The sequence below is a fragment of the Methylophilus sp. genome, assembly GCF_008015755.1.
In the GTDB taxonomy this organism is placed as follows: domain Bacteria; phylum Pseudomonadota; class Gammaproteobacteria; order Burkholderiales; family Methylophilaceae; genus Methylophilus.
This window is the reverse complement of the sequence record NZ_SSGF01000038.1, coordinates 1-21,614: the sequence shown is the minus strand read 5'-3', so window position 1 is coordinate 21,614 and position 21,614 is coordinate 1. Positions and strand designations below refer to the sequence as shown.

Genomic DNA, 21,614 nt, shown 5'->3' with positions numbered 1-21,614 from the left:
GTCAGGGCGAGTTTCGTGACCGGCTTATTTTGTTGAGCAACGCAAGGGAGCCGCAGGCCGTGATGGCTGGGTGTCGTCCTCTTTAGTTACTTTCTGGGGGACAAGCACCAGAAAGTGACTCGCCGAGAGGCGAAAAAATGGTCGTAACATTGAACGAATATTGCAATACTTGGCAAAGGGTTATTTTCAAAAAAATCTATAGCTTCATCTGAATCCGCATACTTAAATCCACTGCCTGAATATGTTTAGTCAGCGCGCCAATCGAAATTCTATCCACGCCAGTTTCTGCAATTGCCCGCACTGTTGTTAAATCCACATTGCCCGAGGCCTCGAGCAAGGCGCGTTTCTGGTTAATCGCTACTGCTTCGCGCAGGTCTGCTAGCGTAAAGTTATCCAGCAAAATACTCGTCGCACCAGCGGTTAGCGCTTGTTGCAGTTCATCCAGGTTTTCTACTTCAATCTGAATGTTATTGGTTTGTTTTAAGGCAAATGCTGCTGCGAGTACTGCGGCAATTGAACCTGCAGCGGCGATATGGTTTTCTTTGATCAAAATGCCGTCGTATAACGCTAACCTCTGGTTGGCGCCACCGCCGGTGAGCACGGCGTATTTTTGCGCCACGCGCAGCCCGGGCAGCGTTTTGCGGGTATCGAGTATTTGTGCTGGTAAACCAGCAATCGCATCAACATAGCGGCGCGTATGCGTGGCCACGGCTGAAAGGGTTTGCAGAAAGTTAAGTGCCGGGCGCTCGGCGCTGAGCATGGCGCGCGCGTCGCCTTGAATGTGCACCAGGGGCTGGTTTGGCGTGACCTGGTCGCCATCTTTGACCAGCCACTCTAATTGTATGTCCGCATCCAGTTGCGCAAAGCATTGGCTCAACCAGGCGCAGCCGCAGATGATGGCGGCTTCGCGGCTAATAATGGTGGCGTTGGCCTGCGTGCCTTGCGGAATCAGTGCCGCCGTCAGGTCACCATTACCCATGTCTTCTGACAGCGTCAGGCTGACTTGTTCGGCAATGATGTCAGCGTTTAAATACGCGGGTAAGTGTTGGTAAAGTGCAGAGGGGGTCATTGGGTTGCCAGCAAGTTTAAAAATTATGCATGTGACCGTTCTAAGGCCATGCCAAAAGCTATTATAATAAAACTCCCCCAAGACAGGCGATGTTTGGATAGGCGCAAGTTGTCATGGGGGTTTTTTCGGTAAAAGTACTTAACCTTTTGGCTCACATCACATTATGCAGCTTTTATATACGGTAAACAGTCCCTACGCGCGCAAAGTGCGTATTGTGGCCATTGAAAAACATATTGATCTGACGTTGACCGAGGTGGTGTTGTCAGCGCCGGATTGCCCGGTGAGCCAGCATAACCCGTTAGGCAAAGTACCTGTACTGGTGCTCGACGATGGCGATGCTTTGTATGATTCGCGCGTGATTGTTGAATATCTTGATCACCGTACGCCGGTGTCGCACCTGATTCCGCAAGATCACTCAGCCAAAATTAAAGTGCGTCGTTGGGAGGCCCTGGCCGATGGCGTCTGTGATGCGGCGGTGGCCGTGATGCTGGAGCAGCGCAAGCCGGAAGCGCAGCAAGCTGCCGCGTGGATTGAAAAGCAGTTTGCCAAGGTGACTGCTGGCTTGACCGCCCTGGATGATGATTTGCTGAAGAAAAAGTGGTGTGTGAACGAGACCTTCAGCCTGGCCGATATCGCGCTGGGCACGGCGTTGGGTTACCTGGATTTGCGCTTCAAAAGCGTGCAATGGGAAGGGAAATACTGGCAAGAGAGGTTTCCCAACCTTGCCAAGCATTACGGCGTGCTGGTCAAACGCCCCAGCTTTAAACAAACCATGCCGCAGCCCTAACTGGCGGCGTTTGCAGACCCTCGCGCACGCCTGCGGGGGCGCTGCCTGCTGTTTCCCCTCTATCGGTCTTATCCCTAAATGATTGCCGCAGCATTCGTCTGTGATCTGGCGATGATTCTGCGCTTATTTCTGCGCCCTTAAAGCTGTTTCTGCCATTAACCATTCTTTACCTGCCCGTCTTGAATTATTGTTATTGATAAAGTAAATGATAATTGTTATCATTTAAAAATAAACAATACAAATGATGAATACATGCGATGCAAGCGATAAATGCCCCGGTCAAAAAAAGATTGCTCGAGTTGCTCGATGAGCTGATTGCGCATGATGGTTTTGGCAGTATCAAGGTTGATATTCGCTTGTTAAAACGCGGCCAGAAAGAAGTGATTATCGATTGCGGCAAGCAATACCGCTATGTGGTCGACTTTGACGCGGCGATAGAAAAATAAGCTTTATTTATTCTCAATTTCAGTTTTATAACCATGCGTATCCAGCATGGAGATTGAAATACTCAACGGTGTGGGTCCGTGAGACTTATTTTAGAGGTAGCGCGATGGCCTTCGAGAGGAAGGGGAACAAGCGCTTGTTGAGGAGATTTAACATCATGAAAGTTTCAGTATTAGCACTTACTTTGGGCATGGCATTTAGCGGCTCTGCCTTTGCAACACAAGCGGTATGGAATTCAACCAACCCATGGGGCACATCAACACCCACCAGCTACGCTGAGTGGAATCTTTTTAACGCCACAACCGATACTTCACCAGACATTGCTTTAACGGCGGGCACCGCGGCTTCTGTTCAAGAAACCACTGGCGGTGCTTTTGTGACTGGTGGCGGCAATATTTACAGCTTCTCTAGCGCCACCTCATTTACGGCCACATTGAGCGGTGCCAGCAGCGGTTTGTTTGACGTTTACTTGCGTATCGGTACGTTGGGCACCTTGGCCAGTACGACTGCGACATTGAATGGCGTGTCTGCCACGTCAGTACTGCAATTCAACGAAGATCAAGGCGTTGTGATGGGCGGCGCCACGGCTGAGCAAGAGCTGTTCTGGAAATGGAGCAGCGTAAGTGCGGCCAGCCTGTACACCTTCAAATTTAACTCGACTTCATCCAGCATGAGCCTAGACCAACTGGCGTTGGCGACTGTGTCTGTCCCAACTGTGACCCCGGTCCCAGAACCAGAGGCCTATAGCATGATGGCCTTGGGCCTGGGCCTAATGGCTTTTGCAGCAAGACGTTCTGCTAAAAACAGCGCCTAATTTTTAATTAGTGCGGTGACTACAAAGGGGCGTTCGGCCCCTTTGTTTCTATCCAACTCTAGAATAAAAAGTGCTCCCTCATGGCAAGCTCTGATTCCTCCTGGCAACAACTTTTAAAAAAATCTGATTTATCGCGACGGTCTGCCAGTGTGCTCGTGATGTGCAGTTGGCTAGCTATCGCTGCATGGTCTTTGTTAGCGCAGGCAGAAGAACAACTATTGCCAGACATCGTGAGTGAAGAAGTGCACGCAAACAAATCGCCTAAAAAAGCGGACACCGAGCAGGTCGAAACCTTGCCTGAAGTCTCTGTGACAGGAACCAAAATAAAAGAACCGGAGACGGGAATCAACCGGACGTTACCAATTACTACGATCACTAGCGAACAATTGCAGCGCGCCCAGCCCAGCAATATTTTTGATGCCGTGCGGTCTGTGCCTGGCGTGTCTATTTCGGGTGGTCCACGCCCTAGCGGCATGACATTCAATATTCGCGGTTACGGCGATAACGAAGATGTCATGGTCAAAGTAGATGGCGTGCCCAAAGGATTTGAGAAATACCGCATGGGCGGCACATTTATTGAGCCGGAATTATTGAAGAGTATTGAGGTGCAGCGTGGCCCGCAAATCACCAGTGGTTCAGGCTCATTAGGCGGCACCATTAATGCCACCACAAAAAATGCAGAGGATTTTTTGAAGCCCGGCCAGAAGTATGGCGGCAAGGTCAAGTTTGGCTATGGCAATAACAGTGATGAGTATTCGCGCTCTTACTTGTTATACGCCCGGCCAGATGAACGGGTGGATATTTTGTATCACTACTCTAATCGCCAGGCGAATAACATGACTTTGGGTGATGGCACCAAGCTTGAAAATTCGGCGATTGAATCAGTTTCTCATTTACTCAAGGTGAGTTTGTTCCCCACTGAAGACTTGCAATTAGTCACCTCTATCGTCAAGTTTGATGATACCGGTTTGCAGCCCTATGATGCGACCGGTGGCCAGCCTGGATTTTTTGGTAACGTGATTCGCACGGTAGATGACCTGACCTGGTCTGAAACCGTGAATTATGACCCGGAAAGTCGATTGGTTAATTTGAAAGCGACAGTAGGTGCAGGACATACGAATCTTCATGATTTGGCAAAACCAGGAATGTCACTCGTCATTAACCCGGGTATCAGCGGCTGTAACGGCACAACATATACGCCAGACCCAAGTCAGGTGAGCAGGTGTCCGGGCAATGCAACTGATACATATAACTACAAAACGAAGACAGTTGATATCAGTAATCAGGCGATTTTATTTGAAAGCGGTTTCTTAAACCTTGCCTTATTGGCGGGCTATCAATATAACGCCAGTGAGCGTGAAATTACACGTACTTTTGATAATCTTTTAAGTAGCTCACAAGCCAGATACCCCAATGGATTCAATGCCTCAGCACCGCCCGGACGTAAGTCGTTTCAGGCGATGTATCTACAGCCCAAGCTGGAGATTGGTCAATTCACGGTGACCCCAGGCTATCGGCAAGACCGTTATAAGATTGAGGCCGCTGGCGGTACGTTGGCCTTGCTGGAACCGTATGACCAGAAAAGCACGATCCGATTTAAGGAAGACACCTGGAGCTTGGGCCTGGCTTATGATGCCTTTGCCAAAACTAACCCGGACAAGCTGACCTTTTATAGCAACTATGGCCAAGGTTTTCGGCCACCGCTGATTGATGAATACTTTACGCAAGGCCCTTTTAGCCGTTGCCGTAATGGCTTGATGCCCATCAATGGCCCTGCATCGCTGATTTGCGGTGAGTTATATCAGCCGCAGCGTTCAGAAACGACAGAAGTTGGCGTGAGTTACCAAACACCCCATCTGTTTAATACTGATGTCTGGTTCACTGGCAAACTTAACTTTTACCATACCTACACGTCACATTTGTTGCTCTCATTACGAGAGGATGACGATGGCAATATCACTCAACATGGCTGGGAGCGCCGTAACGGTGTAGAGGTCGAAAGTTTTATGCAGTATCACGGCTGGTATTTACGCACCGGGTATTCCAAACTAAGAGGGGAGATGTTTACCGGTGAAAGCTATGCGCCTTTATATACGGCCCCTGGCAACGCCTTAAATATCAACCTTGGGGCGGAGTTAACCAAGAATATCGACATGAATCTGACTTACCGTAAAGTGTCGGAAAGAAATATTCTGTTGAGCGGGGATGGGACAACAAATAGCCCCTATCAGTTTGGTGTGCAGGAGGCTTATGAGTTGTGGAACGCCGGTGTGCGCTTTAAAGTGAATGAGCAACTCACCTTGCGCTTGATCGGCGAGAATCTTAAAAATGAGATCTATCGGCTGGATGGTGCGATGGGCGGGATCGGTATCTACGGTCCCGGCCGTAATGTGAAGTTTTTGGTGGAGATGACGTATTAACCGACGCCTTACAGCGGTGGCATATCGTCATCTGCCAGCAGTTGCAGGTTGTTTTTATGACGCAATGACTGGCGCTCGTTCAGACGTTTTTGCGCCGGGCTAGGGAAGTCGGTAAAGCTGATCAGGCTGCGATCAATCAAGATACTGATTAAATCTTCCAGTACCCGCGCCAGCTGAATATCACTTTCACGGAAAGTGTGATGTTTTTTGAGTTCGTCATCCAGAAAACACAGATACTCGGTATCCGAATTATCAATTTCAACCCAGTCTGCGTTCACTTTCGTGTCTGGGCTGGCAGCAATAATTGCACCTTCATTATTTTTTAATACGTAGGCCATCAGGTGTCATTCCTCGTCACTTGGCGTTCATTATGATTATATTATGCAAGCAGAAGCAATAACCATGCCTCGCGAATGGGTTAAATGGCGCCAGTGATAATCCCGCCGCCCAGGCAGACATTGCTTTCATACACCACCACGCTTTGACCAGGTGTGATCGCCCATTGGTGTTGACCAAAACGGATAGTCGCTTCTTCAGCATTCACCGCATCAACTTCACAAGGGGCATCTGGTTGGCGATATCGCGTTTTGGCGGCATAGACCCAGTTGGTGCGTGGGTCTTCGCCGCTAATCCAGTGTAATTGGCCTGCGGTTAAACCATCGCTTTGCAATAATGGATGGTCATGCCCTTGCACCACAATCAGCTCGTTATCCGCCATATGCTTGGCGGCGACAAACCATGGCTCGCCATTGCTCTCACGGCTACCACCAATTTTAAGCCCCTGGCGCTGACCAATGGTGTAATACATCAAGCCTTCGTGTTCGCCCACCACTCTGCCTTCTGGTGTGCGCATGATGCCCGGGTGACGTGGCAGATAGCGCTGCAAAAACTCCTGAAACGGACGCTCGCCAATAAAGCAAATGCCGGTGGAATCCTTTTTCTCGGCATTGGCCAGGCCATGCTCACGCGCGATTTCACGCACTTCACGTTTAAGATATTTGCCGAGAGGGAACAGCGTTTTTGACAGTTGTGCCTGGTTCAGACGTGACAAAAAGTAGCTCTGGTCTTTGCTGCCGTCATCGGCTTTGAGCAGTTGAAAGTTGCCGGGTTGAATCGGGTTTTCACGGACTTGTGCGTAATGGCCTGTGGCGATTAAATCGGCACCCATGCCCATGGCATGGTCCAAAAAGGCCTTGAACTTGATTTCTGCGTTACACAGAATATCCGGGTTAGGCGTGCGGCCAGCCTGGTATTCCTGCAAAAAGTTAGCGAACACTCGCTCTTTATACTCAGCGCTAAAATTCACGGTTTCAATGTCAATACCGATTCTATCGGCCGCAGAAACCGCGTCGATCAAGTCCTGGCGTGATGAACAATATTCATCATTATCATCGTCCTCCCAGTTTTTCATAAACAAACCGGTAACTTGATAACCTTGTTGCTTTAACAGCAAGGCGGTAACGGAGGAATCAACACCGCCGGACAACCCGACGATGACATGTGGCTTACTCATAGTGCTTGGCCCAAATGCTTCAAAATGTCTAAAGAATAACGCTTGCCTGCCAGGTAATCCTGCACGCACAACAAGACTTGCGGGCTACGCATCAACTCGCCCTCGGCGGCAATCTCGGCTTCGGTTTTCCATACCGTGCGAATAATGCCATCATCCAAGGCCTGCTCAGGGTAGTGCTTGCCCAGCTTGCCGGTAAAAGCAAAGCGCAAATAAGTGATACCGTTAAGTGGATGCTGCCAGTGGTAAATGCCCACCAACGCCTCAGGCGTAAAATCGTAAGCGGTTTCTTCCAGCGTTTCGCGGATCGCCGCTGCAATAATCGTCTCGTTTTCTTCGAGGTGCCCGGCAGGCTGGTTAAAGCGGTTGCCGCGGTCCGTGGTTTCTTCAACCAGCAAAAACTTGCCGTCCTGCTCAATGATGGCGGCCACGGTGACGTTAGGCTTCCATTGCTGGGAGGATTTTGAGGGGTTTGAAACGGTGGAATTCAAGATGTGCAGGCTTCGTTAAAAGCGTTATTTTACCGCTAAGTGATTGATTGAGGGAGGCTTAATTTGTCTGTGTGCAAGTCTTGTCTCATGTGGCGCCGACAAGTCGTGGAAACAACCCTTCCAGTCCATGTGCAATAAATTCCACCGACATCGCCGCCAGAATCAATCCCATCAATCGTGTCACGATATTAATCCCAATCCTGCCCAGGTAGTGGGTAATGGCATCGGCGAGAAATAACAGGCCCCAAATAAACAATCCAATCAGCACAATAGGTAGCATCAGGCTGACATGACCCCAAAACCCGGGGTGCTGTTGTGCAGTCAGGATCATGCTTGAGATAGCACCTGGGCCTGCCAATAAGGGAATGCTGAGCGGCACAATCGCAATCACTTCTCGCTCTGCCAGGTCTTGTGCTTCTTCAGGGGTTTGTCTTGTGGCACCCTGTTTACCGTGCATCATGGAGATGGAGATCAGCAGTATCAAAATGCCACCACCCACTTGAAACGAGGGCATGGTGATGCCAAAAAAGTCGAGAATCAAGTCGCCAATAAAGGCTGAGACGCCTAAGACGATCATGACGGTAATGGCCACTGTCCGTGCTGTTTTTGCGCGCTCGGCTTTGCTCCAGCCGCTGGTGGCGCTGATAAAAATAGGTAAGCAACCGATGGGGTTGACGATGGCAATCAGGGCGATCGCCACTTTGAGCAGGTAAGCGTATTCAGTCATGGCTGGTGAGCGAGTGTGAGGTGCTTGCAGCTTGCCTGAAAAAAAAGGCCTTGGCAAATGACCAAGGCCGATTGACCTTAGGCCGGACGTTTATCAAAAAACGTAATCGGTTGCGGTGGCGCAATTTGCAAGATGTGTTTGCGTACTTTGCCCATGACGTGCATTTCGCACGGTTTGCAGTCAAATTTGAGCGTATAGCGGTCATTGCCGCTAATCAGCGTCATCGGCTCAGCGGTCACCGTGCCTTGAACACCAATCACGCCTTTAGCTTCTTTCGGGCACAGGCCATGGCTAAAGCGCAGGCAGTGTTTGGTGATCATCACCGGCACTTCATCCAGTGTTTCATTGGCCTCATAGGCGCTGTCTATCAGTTTAACGCCATGCTTGTGATAAAAGTCGCGTGCTTTCTGGTTATAAACGTTGGCCAGGTAACTTAAAGAGTCTTGCGGATAGATAGCAGGTGGCTCGGCCACGGCACGTAATGGCGGACGCTCATAGGCGAGTGTTCTGATGTCAATCAGTTGCTCTACCGCATCGCGGCGCAATTGATTGACCACGGACGCTGGCAAAAACCAGCATTGGGTCAGCTCCAGGCTGATTGCTGTTGCCACGAAGTCTGTATTGCCCAGTTTGGCCAAATTTTCCCGCAGGGAGGCTTCAGCCTTTTGGGTATCGTTAGCAGGCTGTTTTTCAGCCGCTACTTGCGCGGTGGCAATAAACCCTTGCTCGTCAGTCAGCGTCAATGCAAAACCATCGTCGGTTTCATAAAGCACGGCGTCGACCGCAATTTTGCGCATGGCCGAGTCTTTCTCCAGCAAACGCATAAAGGCATGGTCACGGTTGCGATAGAGCTGTGTGTTGTTGCGGATGTCTGCTGGCATTTCATTGGGGAACAGCCGCTGGGTATATTTATCCAGCGCTTGCACGGTGTTCACACGCAAGCCCACCAACTCTTTGTGCACATCAAAAAAGCACACACCATCGCCATTGTGCAATGCAACGTCTGTGGCCACATCGATAAAGTCTTTGCCCACCTTGCGTACTTTGCCTAATTCCTCACCAGAAAACTTGGGCGTATCAAAAGCGCCAATATCCGCTTGGCGGCCATTGGCAAAATAATCGGTGGCGCTGCGGTTAAAGGTTTTCTCTGGCTGCGGTTTGAAAGTGTAGCTGGTATGTCCGGCGGAAGATTTCGCATATTGCGGCATATCCTCCAGAATCTCATCCAGCAACTGGCGGTAATGCGCCGTGGCGTTTTTTACATAGGGCAGGTCTTTGTAGCGACCTTCGATTTTAAAGCTGCTCACACCCGCAGCTATCAATGCGCGCAAATTGGCGCTCTGGTCATTATCTTTCATCGACAAATAATGTTTGTCTTTGCCGATAATGCGGCCTTTCTGGTCTTCCAGCGTATAAGGCAAGCGGCATTCTTGCGAGCACTCGCCACGGTTGGCGCTCCGGCCGGTATGCGCATGGCTGATAAAGCATTGGCCGCTGAAGGCAACACACAGCGCACCATGGATAAAGTACTCCAGATTGGCAGTCGTCGCGTCGGCGATTTTTTTGACCGTGGCAATATCCAACTCGCGTGCCAGCACAATCTGGCTAAAGCCGACTTGGTCTAAAAACTGCGCTTTTTCAACGGTGCGGATATCGGTTTGCGTACTGGCATGTAGCTGGATAGGCGGTAAATCGAGTTCCAGCAAGCCCATGTCCTGCACAATCAGCGCATCGACGCCGCTGTCATACAATTGATGCACCAACTGACGCACACCCTCGAGCTCGTTATCGTGAAAAATGGTATTCAGCGCCACAAACACTTCGGCATGGAATCTATGCGCATGCTGCACCAGACGCGCAATATCCTGCACCGTATTTGGCGCTTTAGCGCGAGCGCCAAACGCCGGGCCGCCAATATACACAGCGTCGGCACCATGATTAATGGCTTCAATCCCAAAGTCAGCATTTTTGGCCGGGGCGAGCAGTTCTAGGTGTTTGCGGGTTTTTTGCATGGATTATGCATATAAATCAATAAGATGCGCACTATAGCACAAAGCCGTGTTTGACAGGTTAATGTTGAGGTGTTACTTTGGTAACACTTTGCGGATTCTAGGGAGAACATGATGGCCACTACCAGCTTAAAGTTACCAGACAGCTTGAAAGAGCGGGTCGCAAAATTGGCAGAAGCCACAGGCAAAACACCTCATGCGTTTATGGTTGACGCGATTGAGCAGGAAACCAGACGTAATGAAAAGTATCAGACGTTTGTGGCCGAAGCGGAGACATCATGGCAGGAGTACCAAAAAACTGGCCTGGCCTATGATGCTGATGAAGTGAATGCTTATTTTCGAGCAAAATTGCAAGGCATTGAATTGCCTAAACCCACATTAAAAAAATACAAATAAAGCGCAATCGTGGCAAGCATTAACTATACGCAAAAATTTTGGGACGATATGGAACGTATCACCGAGTTTCTCTCCGCAGCAGCAGATCAGGCGCAGGCAATACATGCTTACGAACTCATTATTAGCGGTATACAAACATTGCTGAATCATCCTGAAATTGGCAGAAAATCAACACAATCTGATTTTCGTGAGTTGGTGATTTCTCACGGCAATACCGGCTATATTGCCTTGTATCAATATCAAGAACTGACTGAGATTGCGACGGTTGTGGCAATCCGACATCAACGGGAAAGTGGTTTTCATTGAGCCAATCTGCACTTTTACAACGTTCTTTACAAGCCGTGTGGCACCCCTGCACGCAAATGAAACATCACGAGCGCTATCCGCTGGTGCCGATTGCCCGTGGCGAAGGTGCCTGGCTGTTTGATACAGAAGGCAAAGCCTATCTGGATGCCGTGAGCAGTTGGTGGGTCAATTTGTTTGGGCATAATCAGCCTGTGATCAAAGAGGCCATTAAGGTGCAACTCGATCAGCTAGAGCACGTGATGCTGGCCGGATTTACGCATGAACCCGTGGTTGCGTTATCAGAAAAGTTGTCTGCGCTCACCGGCCTGGGGCATGCCTTTTATGGCTCTGATGGGGCCAGTGCGACCGAGATTGCGCTCAAGATGAGTTTTCATTACTGGCGCAATATCGGGCAGCCGCAAAAAACCAAATTTATCAGTCTGCAAAATAGTTATCACGGCGAAACGCTGGGCGCGCTCAGTGTGACCGATGTGGCGATTTTTAAAGATACTTATGCGCCGCTGATTCTGCAATCAGCGCAAATGCCTAGCCCGGATAGCCGTTTGGCTGAAATCGGTGAGTCGGAAGAGGCTTACGCGTTGCGTTGTGCAGAAGCGCTGGAGCACTATGTGGCTCAACATCATGCTGAACTGGCTGCGTTGATTATCGAGCCACTGGTGCAGGGTGCAGCAGGCATGGGCATGTATCACCCAGTCTATTTACGTCGTGCGCGTGAGGTGTGTAGCCGCTATCAGGTGCATGTCATTGCGGATGAGATCGCCGTGGGCTTTGGCCGCACCGGCACCTTGTTCGCCTCTGAGCAGGCTGGCGGTAAAGTCAGTGATATTGCTGATTTTATCTGTTTATCCAAAGGCATTACCGGTGGTTATTTGCCGTTGTCGGTGGTGCTAACCACAGATGTAGTTTATCAGGCGTTTTACCATGATCAGACGGTCAAAGGTTTTTTGCATAGCCATAGTTACACTGGCAATCCCTTGGCGTGTGCCGCCGCACTGGCGACCTTAACCTTGTTTGAAACACGCGACGTACTCAGCGATAACCGTCTGACGGCACAGCAATTATGGGCGGCGGTTGCGCAATACGATTTACCGCTGAGCCATGTGCGTCAGCGTGGCATGATTACCGCATTTGAAGTGGATACCCACAACGCGCAATTTGCCCGTGACTGCTATGCCGCTGCCTTGAAGCATGGCTTACTGTTAAGGCCGATAGGTAATACCGTCTATTGGATGCCACCTTATTGCCTGACGGCCGCCGATATTGCACACCTAGTACAAACAACGCGAGCCGCCATCGTGGAGAGCCTGTAATGCGCTGGTTGTTTTTATTAGGCAGTTGCTGGTTGACGCTGGCGCAAGCCGCGTTGCCGTTCAATGTGCCAGAGGCGTTAAGCAAAGCACAGTTGCCAGCGGATAGCGTCGCCATTATCGTACAGCCAGTGGATGGCGGTGCGCCCCTCATCAGCCACAATGCTGCCAAAGCCATGAATCCGGCCAGCGTGATGAAGCTGGTGACCACCTATGCCGCGCTTGAAGCCCTTACGCCAGCCTATCGCTGGAAAACAGAGGTGTATCGCAATGGCACACTGAATCAGGGCGTACTCGATGGTGATTTAATCATCAAAGGCTATGGCGACCCTGCATTGAATATCACTGAATTTTGGCGCTTGTTGCAGCAGGTGCAGCAACAAGGCATCCGTCAAATTAAGGGTAATCTGGTGCTGGATTTGTCTGTGTATGCGCCTGAGGTCGGCCAGCGTCCTGTGCTGGACGACGAGCCCTGGCGCGCTTATAACGCCAATCCGAGTGCGTTGCTGCTGAATGGTCGTAATACCAGTTTCCGCTTTGCGGTGGCCAATACCGGCAATCAACCCTCAGTACAGCTCTCGCAAGAATTCGAGTTGCCGCAAATCCGTGTCATCAATACGATGCAAATCCGCAAAGGGGCGTGTAATGACTGGCGCAGTGACTTGCGTTATAGCATCACGCCGCAGACCGATGGGGTCACCGTGGCGTTTAGTGGCACGCTGCCATCACAATGTGATGCACGTTATCTGGAGTTGAGCGTACTCAGCGATACCCAGTATGTGTTTTTGAGCTTTAAAAAATTGTGGGCGCAATTGGGCGGGCAGTTTAACGGCCAGTTAGTGCTGGCGCCAGCGACGGACGCCAATACACTGGTGACGACCTGGTTATCGCCGCCGTTGGATAGCGTGGTGCGCGATATCAACAAGTGGAGCAATAATGTGATGGCGCGCCAGCTCATGCTGACGATGGCGCTGGAGGCAGGCTTTACTCCTGCCGATGAGACAGGTGCTGCGTTGACGCTTAAACAGGTTTTGCGCCAGCGAGGCTTGCAGTTTGCTGAGCTGGTCGTTGAAAACGGCTCTGGTTTGTCGCGCACAGAGCGCATCAGTGCGGAACATTTGGCGCAGTTGCTCGTCACAGCCTGGCAACGTCCGGTGATGCCGGTGCTCATGGCGTCGATGCCGATACTGGGTTTGGATGGCACGACCAAGAAGCGACTGGCCGATAGCAATAGCCAAGGCATGGCTTATCTTAAAACCGGCTCGCTGGAAGGCGTGAGCAGCATCGCAGGCTATGTGCAGGATATGGCCGGTAAGCGTTATGTGCTGGTAGTAATCGCTAATCACGCACGTGCTTCTGCCGTGCGTAAGGTGCAGGATGCATTATTAAAGCAATTGATAGAAGGCCGTTAACCTCGGCATAAGAATTTGTGGCTAAAAGCGCGTAAAATAATGGTCGTTTTCCGGGAGTAAATCAATGAAATCTGGCATTAAATTAATTGGTCTCAGCGCATTGCTGTTGTTGACCATCACGGGTTGCCAAGCGCAATCCAATTCTTCAAAAACCAAGGAATCTGCACAAATGTCTGCCAATGTGACTGAGTTACAAAAAATAGATACGGTAATCGGCAATGGCCGCGAAGCCGAAGTGGGTTTTAACGTCACCGTGCACTACACCGGCTGGTTGTATGACGCTAGCAAAGAAGACCACAAAGGCCAAAAATTCGACAGCAGCCTGGACCGTAATTCACCCTTTAATTTCTTTTTGGGTGGTAGCCAGGTGATTGAGGGCTGGGATGTTGGTGTGCAAGGCATGAAAGTCGGCGGCAAGCGTACGCTGATTATTCCATCTGACATGGGCTACGGCGCACGTGGGGCTGGTGGCGTGATTCCGCCAAATGCGGCGCTGGTGTTTGATGTCGAATTGCTGGGCGTGAAATAAAAATCTACAGTTTCGTCGCCATACGTCGTGACAAGATTCAAAAATATCGCTTACATACTCTATGTATGCTGCGCGATTTTTTTGAACTTGCGCCTAGCCTGGCTTAGAAACTGAAAATTTTGCCCGTCGTTGGCGGGTACGTTTTTATACTTGTGAAATGAGAGACTAAATGCAAGTCCAAGTGAAATGGATAGATGGTGTCAGTTTTGTCGGTGAATCCGAAACCGGGCATGCAGTCGTGTTAGACGGCGCGCCTGAAAATGGCGGCCGCAATATTGGTATGCGCCCGATGGAGATGTTGCTGATAGGCATGGGGGCGTGTACTTCGTTTGACGTGGTGACTATCCTTAAAAAATCACGTCAGCCGATTGTCGATTGCGTGGCTGAAATCAGTGCCGAACGTGCCGACACCGTGCCTAAAGTATTCACCAAAATTCACGTGCATTTTGTGGTGACCGGTGAAGGCTTGAGTGAGTCACAAGTAGAGCGTGCAGTGAAACTCTCTGCCGAGAAGTATTGCTCTGCCAGCATCATGCTGCAAAAGGCTTGCGAAATTACGCATGGCTATGAAATCAAAGCGCCAAGCTTTGATTAATGGAGACACGCATGAGCATTCCTAAGGGCATGATCGGTATCCGCCATGTGGCATTGTTTATCAAGGAGCTTGAATCTGCGGTTGATTTTTATACGCGGATTGTCGGCATGCAGATTGAGTGGCAACCTGATCCGGATAATGTGTATTTAACAAATCATGGGGATGTATTCGCTTTGCATCGCGTGGATTACAAGGCCGACCCATTACAGCGCCTGGACCATATCGGTTTTGTGCTGACGAATGCGCAGGCTGTGGATGACTGGTATGCGCATATGGTCGCCCATGGGGTGCGCATTACTGAGGCGCCGAAAAGTCACCGCGATGGTTCGCGCGGATTTTATTGCCTGGACAGCGTAGGCCATTTGCTGGAGTTTATTTATCACCCGCCGATTACCCGCCATTTGCAAAGTGAGTGATGTGGTTGAAATCGCAAGAAAAGAAAAAGCCTCCAGTTTATGGAGGCTTTTTTATCACTGAGGCTAGCTTACTCAGTAATTAATTTGATTGAAAGCGTTTGCTCTTTATCAAGCACATTCAGCAAGCGGTCAATATTAGGGTGTTTACCCGGATGGTCTTCGGCATCCTCAGTATGTTCGGCGTAAAGGGCCAGGCCTTCTACCGCCGCGTCGGTATTAATCTCACCAAATACCTTAAACAGGTGATGATAGACCTTGATTGAGCCCTGGGTGCCTGGCTTGTTTTCAAGTACGCCAGCAGGCTGATTGTTTTCATCATACAGTTCAATGCGTTTCACGTGATCGGCATTGTCAAGTGTGAGAAGGTTGTCACTAAATTTTTGCATGGTTGACTCTAGGTTAGTACAAATCTTAGCAGTGATACGCGGTACGCGTCATCACTTTTGAGGCCAGTCGCATCGCCAGTTTGACCGGGGCAGGCAGGGCTGCGCCGCCTAAGTGTTCGGCAGTTTCTGCGTGATGTTCCTCGTCTATCTTCATTTGCGCCACAATGGCCCGCGAAGCGTTATCTTGCGCAGGCAGTTCATGCAAATGGCTATGTAAATGCGCAGAGACCTGATGTTCGGTTTCTGCCAAAAAGCCCAGATTCCATTTGTCGCCTAGCAACCCTGCGGTCACGCCCAGGCCAAAGCTGGCACCAAACCACAGTGGGTTTAACAGGCTTTTGCGACCGCCGAGCTCGTTGATACGCTGTTCGCACCAGGCCAAGTGATCTACTTCGTCACGCGATGCCTGTTTTAAAGCCTCAACATTGGCCTGGTCACGCGAAACCAGTGCCTGGCCGCTATACAAGGCTTGTGCACAGACTTCACCGACATGGTTAATGCGCATGAGTGCGGCGGCATGTTTACGCTCGCTATCGCTGAGTGTTGTCTCGCTGCTGATATCGGCCGCTGGATAAGGACGACTGGAGACGGCCGGGCTAAACACGGTGCGCAACCCCATATCCAGCACCTGAATGGCTTTATCCAGCGTGAGTGGTGGCAGGCTTAATGGCGATAACTTCAACATGATACGCTCCCTTGCGTGTGCCGCCTGCTCACAATCTCGGTGACTGTGAGCAGGCGAAACATCATGGCTTGGCAGTGCTTACTTTAGCTGCTTCTTGCGATTTTTGTACAGGTAGACCTTTGAGCAGGTTTATGGCTTGCATGAACTGGAAGTCATCTTTGCTGGCGGGCTCAATCGGGCCGCGTGTCTCAGCATGCTTCTCTTCCTTCAGCTTCTCCGCAGCCGCACGAGATTTCGCCTCATCCGCAGCTTTGGTATCTGCATTGTCTTTAGCATCGGTCGGGTTAGACAGGTGACGTTTCAAATCAGCCTCATGCAAGCTCAGGCTTGGATCAGAGCCATCATCTACTGTGATGTCTGGCACAATGCCTTTGGCCTGAATCGAGCGACCGTTAGGCGTAAAGTAACGCGCGGTGGTCAGTTTAATCGCACTGCCATTGTTCATCGGCAAGATGGTTTGCACTGAGCCTTTACCAAAGCTCTGGATACCCATGATGGTTGCGCGTTTGTGGTCTTGCAATGCACCGGCCACGATCTCAGAGGCAGAAGCCGAACCGGCGTTGATCAACACCACGATAGGCACAGACTTGAACTCTTCAGGCAAATCTTTCAGGTAGTCTGATTTGCCGCGACGTGCATAATCCATAGGTGTTGCATTCAGACGCATTTTGGAGTCGACGACACGGCCTTCTGTGTAGACCACTAGGTCATCTTTAGGTAAAAATGCGGCAGACACACCAACGGCAGCATCCAGCAAACCACCCGGGTTGTTACGCAGGTCAAGTACCAAGCCTTTCAGCGGGGTTTTGTTTTCAGTCTGCAAGCTTTTCAGTGCTTTGGCCAGATCTTCACCGGTACGCTCTTGAAACTGGGTGATGCGCACATAGCCGTAGCCTTGTTCAATCCATTTATTTTTGACGCTTTGTGATTTGATGACCGCACGTGTCAGGGTGAAGGTGAGTGGTTTGTCCTCACCTTTGCGAATCACCGTCAATACGATTTTGGTATCAGGCGTGCCACGCATACGTTTAACCGCATCGTTCAAGGTCAAGCCGCGCACCTGGGTGTCATCCAGCTTCATGATTAAGTCGCCAGACTTCAGACCAGCCTTGTAAGCTGGGCTATCTTCAATGGGTGTCACTACTTTCACCAGGCCATCTTCCATTGCCACTTCAATGCCCAGGCCGCCAAATTCACCTTGCGTACCTGCCTGCAATTCTTTGTAGGCATCGGCATCCATAAACGTAGAGTGTGGATCCAGCCCTTGCAACATGCCAGACAGCGCTTCGTTAATCAGTTTCTTGTCTTCTACTGGCTCAACGTAGTCAGATTTTACTTTGGCGAAGACTTCAGCAAAGACACGTAACTCGTCAATCGGCAGTTGCGACATAGAGGTTCTGTCTGCCCAGGCCGAAATGTTGATACTCACCAGGATACCTACAAACGCGCCTGCACCCAGCAAGCTGAATTTTTCTAATTTGGAACGCATACCATGCCTTGTGTGATCAGTTAAGCGAAGAATATTACTTTAATAAGAGTCAAGTTGCATCAGTTGATGACAGCCTGTTTGCAGAGAGTGGAAATAACGCTGTTAAGTTCATTTTCCGCTATTTCAATAAAATTGACTATACTCATCACGCAAATAAATGTTTAGAGTGAAATATGCAAAAGCCTATCGTAGAAATTGAGTTTTGTACACAGTGCCGTTGGTTGTTACGCGCGGCTTGGTTGGCGCAAGAATTACTGACCACGTTTGATGGCGATTTAAAGTCGGTCAACCTGGTGCCTGGCACTGGCGGTATTCTTGAGGTGCGCTGTGATGGTGTCGTGATTTTTTCACGCAAGGAAGCAGGACGTTTTCCTGAGTCCAAAGAGTTAAAGCAATTGATTCGTGACTTGATTGATCCAGAGCGTTCGCTGGGCCATAGTGATACACCAGTAAACGGCGCAGGAGAGTAATCGTTAGATGGAATAAAAGCGTTATTTTGACGCTTCGACTTCCAGTCGTTTGGCACCGTTGTAGCGCGTACTCCAGTAGCGCTCGTCCATGCTTTCAACGCGCACTTTTGCGCCAGCTCTCGGGGCGTGGATAAACTGATGGTTGCCGACATAAATGCCAACATGCGAGAACGCTGATTTTAAGGTATTAAAAAATACCAGGTCACCGGGCTGAAGTTCTTCACGTTTGACGGTGTCGCCCATTTCACTGATGGTGCGTGCCGAGGGTGGTAGCGATATCTGCGCCGCGTGCTTGAATACATACTGCACAAAGCCGCTACAATCAAAGCCAGTTTCGGGGCTGCGACCGCCATATTTATAATCGACCCCGGTCAGGCTCAGCGCGCGAATCATGATTTCTTCCACTTTTTCTGACCAGGTGCCAGCAATGCCGGACTGGCTGTCCATCACTTGCTCTTGCGAGTAGCTGTAAGCGTTTTTCCAGCGCGCATCATCGCCGGGTGCGGCGACGCTTTTGCATTGGCATAACAACACACTGACTAATAAAGCAGCTAGCCGAATAAAAGATTTATTCATCACAATCAAGGATTTGGAGAAAACAGGTTTTAGATGACACAGAAGTGACTACGGCCTAAACCTTGCCATACTTTAACCACATTCGCAAGTTTTTTGGGCTTTTTCTAGCATTTGTTGACGCTGAAAGCATGTGCATTTATTGAAAAAGCCTGTCTGATTTATGGTCGCTCGTGGGATAATTCATACATGTCTTTATCGCAGCAAGTCAGTTCCGCATTTTCAGAAAATGGGCCTCTCGCTCAGGCCATGCCTGCTTTTCGTAGCCGTCCGCAACAACAAGAAATGGCGCAGGCAATTGCCGAAGCCATCGAGCAACAGCAGCAATTAGTGGCAGAAGCGGGCACCGGCACCGGTAAAACTTATGCTTATCTGGTGCCTGCCTTGTTGTCCGGCGGCAAGGTGATTATTTCTACCGGTACCAAAACCCTGCAAGACCAGCTTTATCAGCGCGATCTGCCTGCCGTGCGCGAAGCGCTTAAAGTGCCGGTCACGGTGGCCATGCTCAAAGGCCGCGCTAACTACATTTGCCATTATCATTTGCAGCGCGCAAGCCAGGAAGGCCGCTTTCAATCGCGCGAAGATGCGCAATATATCCCTATTTTGCAAAGCTTTGCCGAAAATAGCCAAAGTGGCGACAAAGCCGAGCTGGTCGAAGTGCCCGAGCAAGCCACCGTGTGGCAGCAGGTGACTTCCACGCGGGATAACTGTGTCGGCCAGGATTGCCAGTTTTACAAGCAATGCTTTGTGATGGAGGCACGTAAACAGGCCTTGGCCGCCGATGTGGTGGTGGTCAACCATCACCTGTTTTTTGCTGACGTGATGTTACGTGACGAAGGCGTGGCAGAGTTGCTGCCTAGCGCCAACACGGTGGTGTTTGACGAAGCGCACCAACTGCCGGAAGTGGCCGGGCTGTTTTTTGGTGAGGATATTTCTACCTCGCAATTAATGGACCTGGCGCGCGATAGTCAAATGGCTTACCTGACCTTGGCCAAAGATTGTGTGCCGCTGAGTGAAGCCGTGCCGCCGCTGGAGAAAGCCTGTAGAGATTTCAGGCTGGTATTCCAGTTTGAAGGCGCGCGCATGCCGGTGCAAAAAGCGCAGGCACTAAAAAACTTTGATACCGCCTATCAGCGCTTGCTGGAAACCTTGGCTACGTTGACTGCAGTGCTTGAAACCCAAGCCGGCCGTGACCCTTTGCTGGAAAAATGCTGGCAACGCGGCGAAGCCTTGCTGGCATTGCTCGAGGCCTGGTTAAAAGGCAATCAGGCCAACCTGGTGCGCTGGGTAGAAGTGTTTAGCCAAAGTGTGCAATTGCACGCCACGCCGCTCAGTGTTGCCGATGGCTTTGGCAAACAACTCAATGCCCAGCCGCGCGCCTGGATTTTCACCTCGGCCACGCTGGCGGTGAAAAGTGACTTTACCCACTACCAAGGTCAGATGGGCTTGCTGGCGGCACAGACCAAACATTGGCAAAGTCCGTTCGACTATGGTCAGCAGGCGTTACTCTATGTGCCCTCAGGCATGCCTGAGCCGAATAGTAGTGCTTATACGGCGGCAGTGGCAGCCATGAGTTTGCCGGTGTTGCAAGCCAGCCGCGGCCGCGCCTTTGTCTTATGTACCTCACTCAAAGCCATGCGCGAGGTGCATGCCTTGCTTAAGCAAGCCTTTGAGGAGCAAGGCATGGAATATCCCTTGCTGATGCAAGGCGAGAGCAACCGCACCGAATTGCTCGACCGTTTTCGCGCCCATGGTAACGCCGTACTGGTGGGCTCGCAGAGCTTCTGGGAAGGCGTGGATGTGCGCGGTGAAGCCTTGTCGTGCGTGATTATCGACAAACTGCCGTTTGCGCCACCAGACGATCCGGTGCTTTCTGCGCGCATCGAAAAAATGAACGCCGAAGGCAAAAATGCTTTTATGGACTATCAATTGCCCTATGCCGTGATTACGCTCAAGCAAGGCGCCGGGCGCTTAATCCGCGATGAGCAGGATTTTGGCGTACTGATGATTTGTGATCCGCGCCTGGTCGACAAACCTTATGGTCGTCGTATCTGGCAAAGCTTGCCCCCCTTCAGGCGCACGCGCGTGCAGCAAGAGGTGGATGACTTTTTTACCTACATCAATAACGCCCTGCAAGCATGATCAGCATCGCCGCTCACGAATACACCCTCACCGCCATCCGTGCGCAAGGGGCGGGTGGGCAAAACGTCAATAAAGTGTCTTCAGCCATCCATCTGCGTTTTGATATTCACAGCTCTAGCTTGAGTGACGTGATTAAAGCGCGGTTGTTGCATAGCAAAGATCAGCGTATCACCGCCGAAGGTGTGCTGGTGATTAAAGCGCAACAATACCGCACGCAAGAAGCCAATAAGCGCGACGCGGTCGCGCGGTTGCATGCGATTGTCGAGGCGGCCAGCCATGTGCATGCGGTACGGTATGCGACCAGGCCGACGCTGGCGTCTAAAAAGCGGCGGGTGACGGGGAAGATGCAGCGCGGAGTGGTGAAGCAGGGGCGGGGGAGAGTGATGGGCGATGATTGATAAAGTTATTCTTTGATTGCTTGATCATTGAACCTTAATCATCGTTATTGCGGCGTTGGCCGGAATCTTGGCGTGGTGAGATTACAATAAAAGGTTGTTCTTTGAGGTAGTCGTAGGGGGGGATGCCCACGGGTTTGTGGTTGGTTGAAAGGTTTCTTTTCGCTTTTTCAGCGAGTTACTTTTCTTTGCTTGCCCAAAGAACAAGTAACCAAAAGAAATGCACCCCAGCTTCCGCTTGT

24 protein-coding genes are annotated in these 21,614 nt (G+C 50.6%); 14 read left to right on the top strand and 10 right to left on the bottom strand.

The features are described 5' to 3' along the window. Window positions 1–196 precede the first annotated feature (196 nt). The gene (gene nadC / locus E6Q52_RS12870; protein WP_292822653.1) at window positions 197–1,069 is read right to left on the bottom strand and encodes a carboxylating nicotinate-nucleotide diphosphorylase; all 873 of its coding nucleotides are present in this window, start codon (window positions 1,067–1,069) and stop codon (window positions 197–199) included. Window positions 1,070–1,232: 163 nt separating this feature from the next. Here nadC and E6Q52_RS12865 point away from each other — a divergent pair, with 163 nt between their 5' ends. From E6Q52_RS12865 to E6Q52_RS12850, 4 genes are all read left to right on the top strand, one after another. Then, entirely contained in the window at window positions 1,233–1,856 is a 624-nt protein-coding gene (locus E6Q52_RS12865) for a glutathione S-transferase N-terminal domain-containing protein (protein WP_292822651.1), read from the top strand. A gap of 257 nt (window positions 1,857–2,113) precedes the next feature. Next, window positions 2,114–2,302, top strand: coding sequence for a hypothetical protein (locus E6Q52_RS12860; protein WP_292822649.1), 189 nt, complete (start codon window positions 2,114–2,116; stop codon window positions 2,300–2,302). 155 nt (window positions 2,303–2,457) lie between these two features. Further along, the gene (locus tag E6Q52_RS12855; protein ID WP_292822647.1) at window positions 2,458–3,114 is read left to right on the top strand and encodes a PEP-CTERM sorting domain-containing protein; all 657 of its coding nucleotides are present in this window, start codon (window positions 2,458–2,460) and stop codon (window positions 3,112–3,114) included. A gap of 80 nt (window positions 3,115–3,194) precedes the next feature. Beyond that, window positions 3,195–5,534 (top strand): TonB-dependent receptor, encoded by a 2,340-nt coding sequence (locus E6Q52_RS12850; RefSeq protein ID WP_292822645.1) that lies wholly within the window; start codon window positions 3,195–3,197, stop codon window positions 5,532–5,534. Window positions 5,535–5,542: 8 nt separating this feature from the next. Here the strand turns inward: E6Q52_RS12850 and E6Q52_RS12845 are convergent, their stop codons facing one another. The 5 genes from E6Q52_RS12845 to E6Q52_RS12825 all read right to left on the bottom strand — a co-directional run bounded on the left by E6Q52_RS12845 (window position 5,543) and on the right by E6Q52_RS12825 (window position 10,274). Further along, complete coding sequence (locus E6Q52_RS12845; protein WP_194741422.1) at window positions 5,543–5,872, bottom strand: hypothetical protein; 330 nt, start codon at window positions 5,870–5,872, stop codon at window positions 5,543–5,545. 80 nt (window positions 5,873–5,952) lie between these two features. Next, window positions 5,953–7,047 carry a tRNA 2-thiouridine(34) synthase MnmA gene (gene mnmA / locus E6Q52_RS12840; RefSeq protein ID WP_292822641.1) on the bottom strand — a complete coding sequence of 365 codons (1,095 nt, stop codon included), beginning with the start codon at window positions 7,045–7,047 and terminating at the stop codon, window positions 5,953–5,955. Beyond that, the gene (locus E6Q52_RS12835; protein ID WP_292822655.1) at window positions 7,044–7,475 is read right to left on the bottom strand and encodes an NUDIX hydrolase; all 432 of its coding nucleotides are present in this window, start codon (window positions 7,473–7,475) and stop codon (window positions 7,044–7,046) included. Before E6Q52_RS12835 ends, mnmA begins: the two co-directional genes overlap by 4 nt. Window positions 7,476–7,620: 145 nt before the next feature. Beyond that, the gene (locus E6Q52_RS12830) at window positions 7,621–8,262 is read right to left on the bottom strand and encodes a YchE family NAAT transporter (RefSeq protein ID WP_292822639.1); all 642 of its coding nucleotides are present in this window, start codon (window positions 8,260–8,262) and stop codon (window positions 7,621–7,623) included. A 77-nt stretch (window positions 8,263–8,339) separates the two neighbouring features. Then, window positions 8,340–10,274, bottom strand: a complete 1,935-nt coding sequence (locus tag E6Q52_RS12825) for a U32 family peptidase (protein WP_292822637.1) — start codon at window positions 10,272–10,274, stop codon at window positions 8,340–8,342. Window positions 10,275–10,385: 111 nt separating this feature from the next. Here E6Q52_RS12825 and E6Q52_RS12820 point away from each other — a divergent pair, with 111 nt between their 5' ends. The 7 genes from E6Q52_RS12820 to E6Q52_RS12790 all read left to right on the top strand — a co-directional run bounded on the left by E6Q52_RS12820 (window position 10,386) and on the right by E6Q52_RS12790 (window position 15,232). After that, window positions 10,386–10,667, top strand: coding sequence for a CopG family ribbon-helix-helix protein (locus E6Q52_RS12820; RefSeq protein ID WP_292822635.1), 282 nt, complete (start codon window positions 10,386–10,388; stop codon window positions 10,665–10,667). Between the two features lie 9 nt (window positions 10,668–10,676). After that, window positions 10,677–10,973, top strand: a complete 297-nt coding sequence (locus E6Q52_RS12815) for a type II toxin-antitoxin system RelE/ParE family toxin (protein ID WP_292822633.1) — start codon at window positions 10,677–10,679, stop codon at window positions 10,971–10,973. Further along, complete coding sequence (bioA, locus tag E6Q52_RS12810; RefSeq protein WP_292822631.1) at window positions 10,970–12,283, top strand: adenosylmethionine--8-amino-7-oxononanoate transaminase; 1,314 nt, start codon at window positions 10,970–10,972, stop codon at window positions 12,281–12,283. Before E6Q52_RS12815 ends, bioA begins: the two co-directional genes overlap by 4 nt. Continuing rightward, window positions 12,283–13,692 carry a D-alanyl-D-alanine carboxypeptidase/D-alanyl-D-alanine-endopeptidase gene (gene dacB, locus E6Q52_RS12805; RefSeq protein ID WP_292822629.1) on the top strand — a complete coding sequence of 470 codons (1,410 nt, stop codon included), beginning with the start codon at window positions 12,283–12,285 and terminating at the stop codon, window positions 13,690–13,692. Before bioA ends, dacB begins: the two co-directional genes overlap by 1 nt. 64 nt (window positions 13,693–13,756) lie before the next feature. After that, complete coding sequence (locus E6Q52_RS12800; protein ID WP_292822627.1) at window positions 13,757–14,221, top strand: FKBP-type peptidyl-prolyl cis-trans isomerase; 465 nt, start codon at window positions 13,757–13,759, stop codon at window positions 14,219–14,221. Window positions 14,222–14,390: 169 nt separating this feature from the next. Beyond that, on the top strand, window positions 14,391–14,816 hold the full coding sequence (locus tag E6Q52_RS12795; RefSeq protein WP_292822625.1) for an OsmC family protein: 426 nt from the start codon (window positions 14,391–14,393) through the stop codon (window positions 14,814–14,816). A gap of 11 nt (window positions 14,817–14,827) precedes the next feature. Further along, complete coding sequence (locus E6Q52_RS12790; RefSeq protein WP_292822623.1) at window positions 14,828–15,232, top strand: VOC family protein; 405 nt, start codon at window positions 14,828–14,830, stop codon at window positions 15,230–15,232. Between the two features lie 68 nt (window positions 15,233–15,300). On the opposite strand, the gene E6Q52_RS12785 is transcribed toward E6Q52_RS12790, so the two are convergent. The 3 genes from E6Q52_RS12785 to E6Q52_RS12775 all read right to left on the bottom strand — a co-directional run bounded on the left by E6Q52_RS12785 (window position 15,301) and on the right by E6Q52_RS12775 (window position 17,792). Further along, entirely contained in the window at window positions 15,301–15,618 is a 318-nt protein-coding gene (locus tag E6Q52_RS12785; RefSeq protein ID WP_292822621.1) for a DUF2322 family protein, read from the bottom strand. A gap of 25 nt (window positions 15,619–15,643) precedes the next feature. Beyond that, on the bottom strand, window positions 15,644–16,303 hold the full coding sequence (gene coq7, locus E6Q52_RS12780) for a 2-polyprenyl-3-methyl-6-methoxy-1,4-benzoquinone monooxygenase (RefSeq protein ID WP_292822619.1): 660 nt from the start codon (window positions 16,301–16,303) through the stop codon (window positions 15,644–15,646). A 61-nt stretch (window positions 16,304–16,364) separates the two neighbouring features. After that, window positions 16,365–17,792 (bottom strand): S41 family peptidase, encoded by a 1,428-nt coding sequence (locus E6Q52_RS12775; protein WP_292822617.1) that lies wholly within the window; start codon window positions 17,790–17,792, stop codon window positions 16,365–16,367. A gap of 173 nt (window positions 17,793–17,965) precedes the next feature. On the opposite strand from E6Q52_RS12775, the gene E6Q52_RS12770 reads away from it, so the two are divergent. Next, entirely contained in the window at window positions 17,966–18,262 is a 297-nt protein-coding gene (locus E6Q52_RS12770) for a SelT/SelW/SelH family protein (RefSeq protein ID WP_292822615.1), read from the top strand. 21 nt (window positions 18,263–18,283) lie between these two features. Here the strand turns inward: E6Q52_RS12770 and E6Q52_RS12765 are convergent, their stop codons facing one another. Further along, window positions 18,284–18,838, bottom strand: coding sequence for a C40 family peptidase (locus tag E6Q52_RS12765; protein WP_292822613.1), 555 nt, complete (start codon window positions 18,836–18,838; stop codon window positions 18,284–18,286). A gap of 186 nt (window positions 18,839–19,024) precedes the next feature. Between E6Q52_RS12765 and E6Q52_RS12760 the strand changes: the two genes are divergently transcribed. Continuing rightward, the gene (locus E6Q52_RS12760; RefSeq protein WP_292822611.1) at window positions 19,025–20,977 is read left to right on the top strand and encodes an ATP-dependent DNA helicase; all 1,953 of its coding nucleotides are present in this window, start codon (window positions 19,025–19,027) and stop codon (window positions 20,975–20,977) included. Then, window positions 20,974–21,375 carry an alternative ribosome rescue aminoacyl-tRNA hydrolase ArfB gene (arfB, locus tag E6Q52_RS12755; protein WP_292822609.1) on the top strand — a complete coding sequence of 134 codons (402 nt, stop codon included), beginning with the start codon at window positions 20,974–20,976 and terminating at the stop codon, window positions 21,373–21,375. The genes E6Q52_RS12760 and arfB overlap by 4 nt, the downstream gene beginning before the upstream one ends. Window positions 21,376–21,614: the final 239 nt, after the last annotated feature.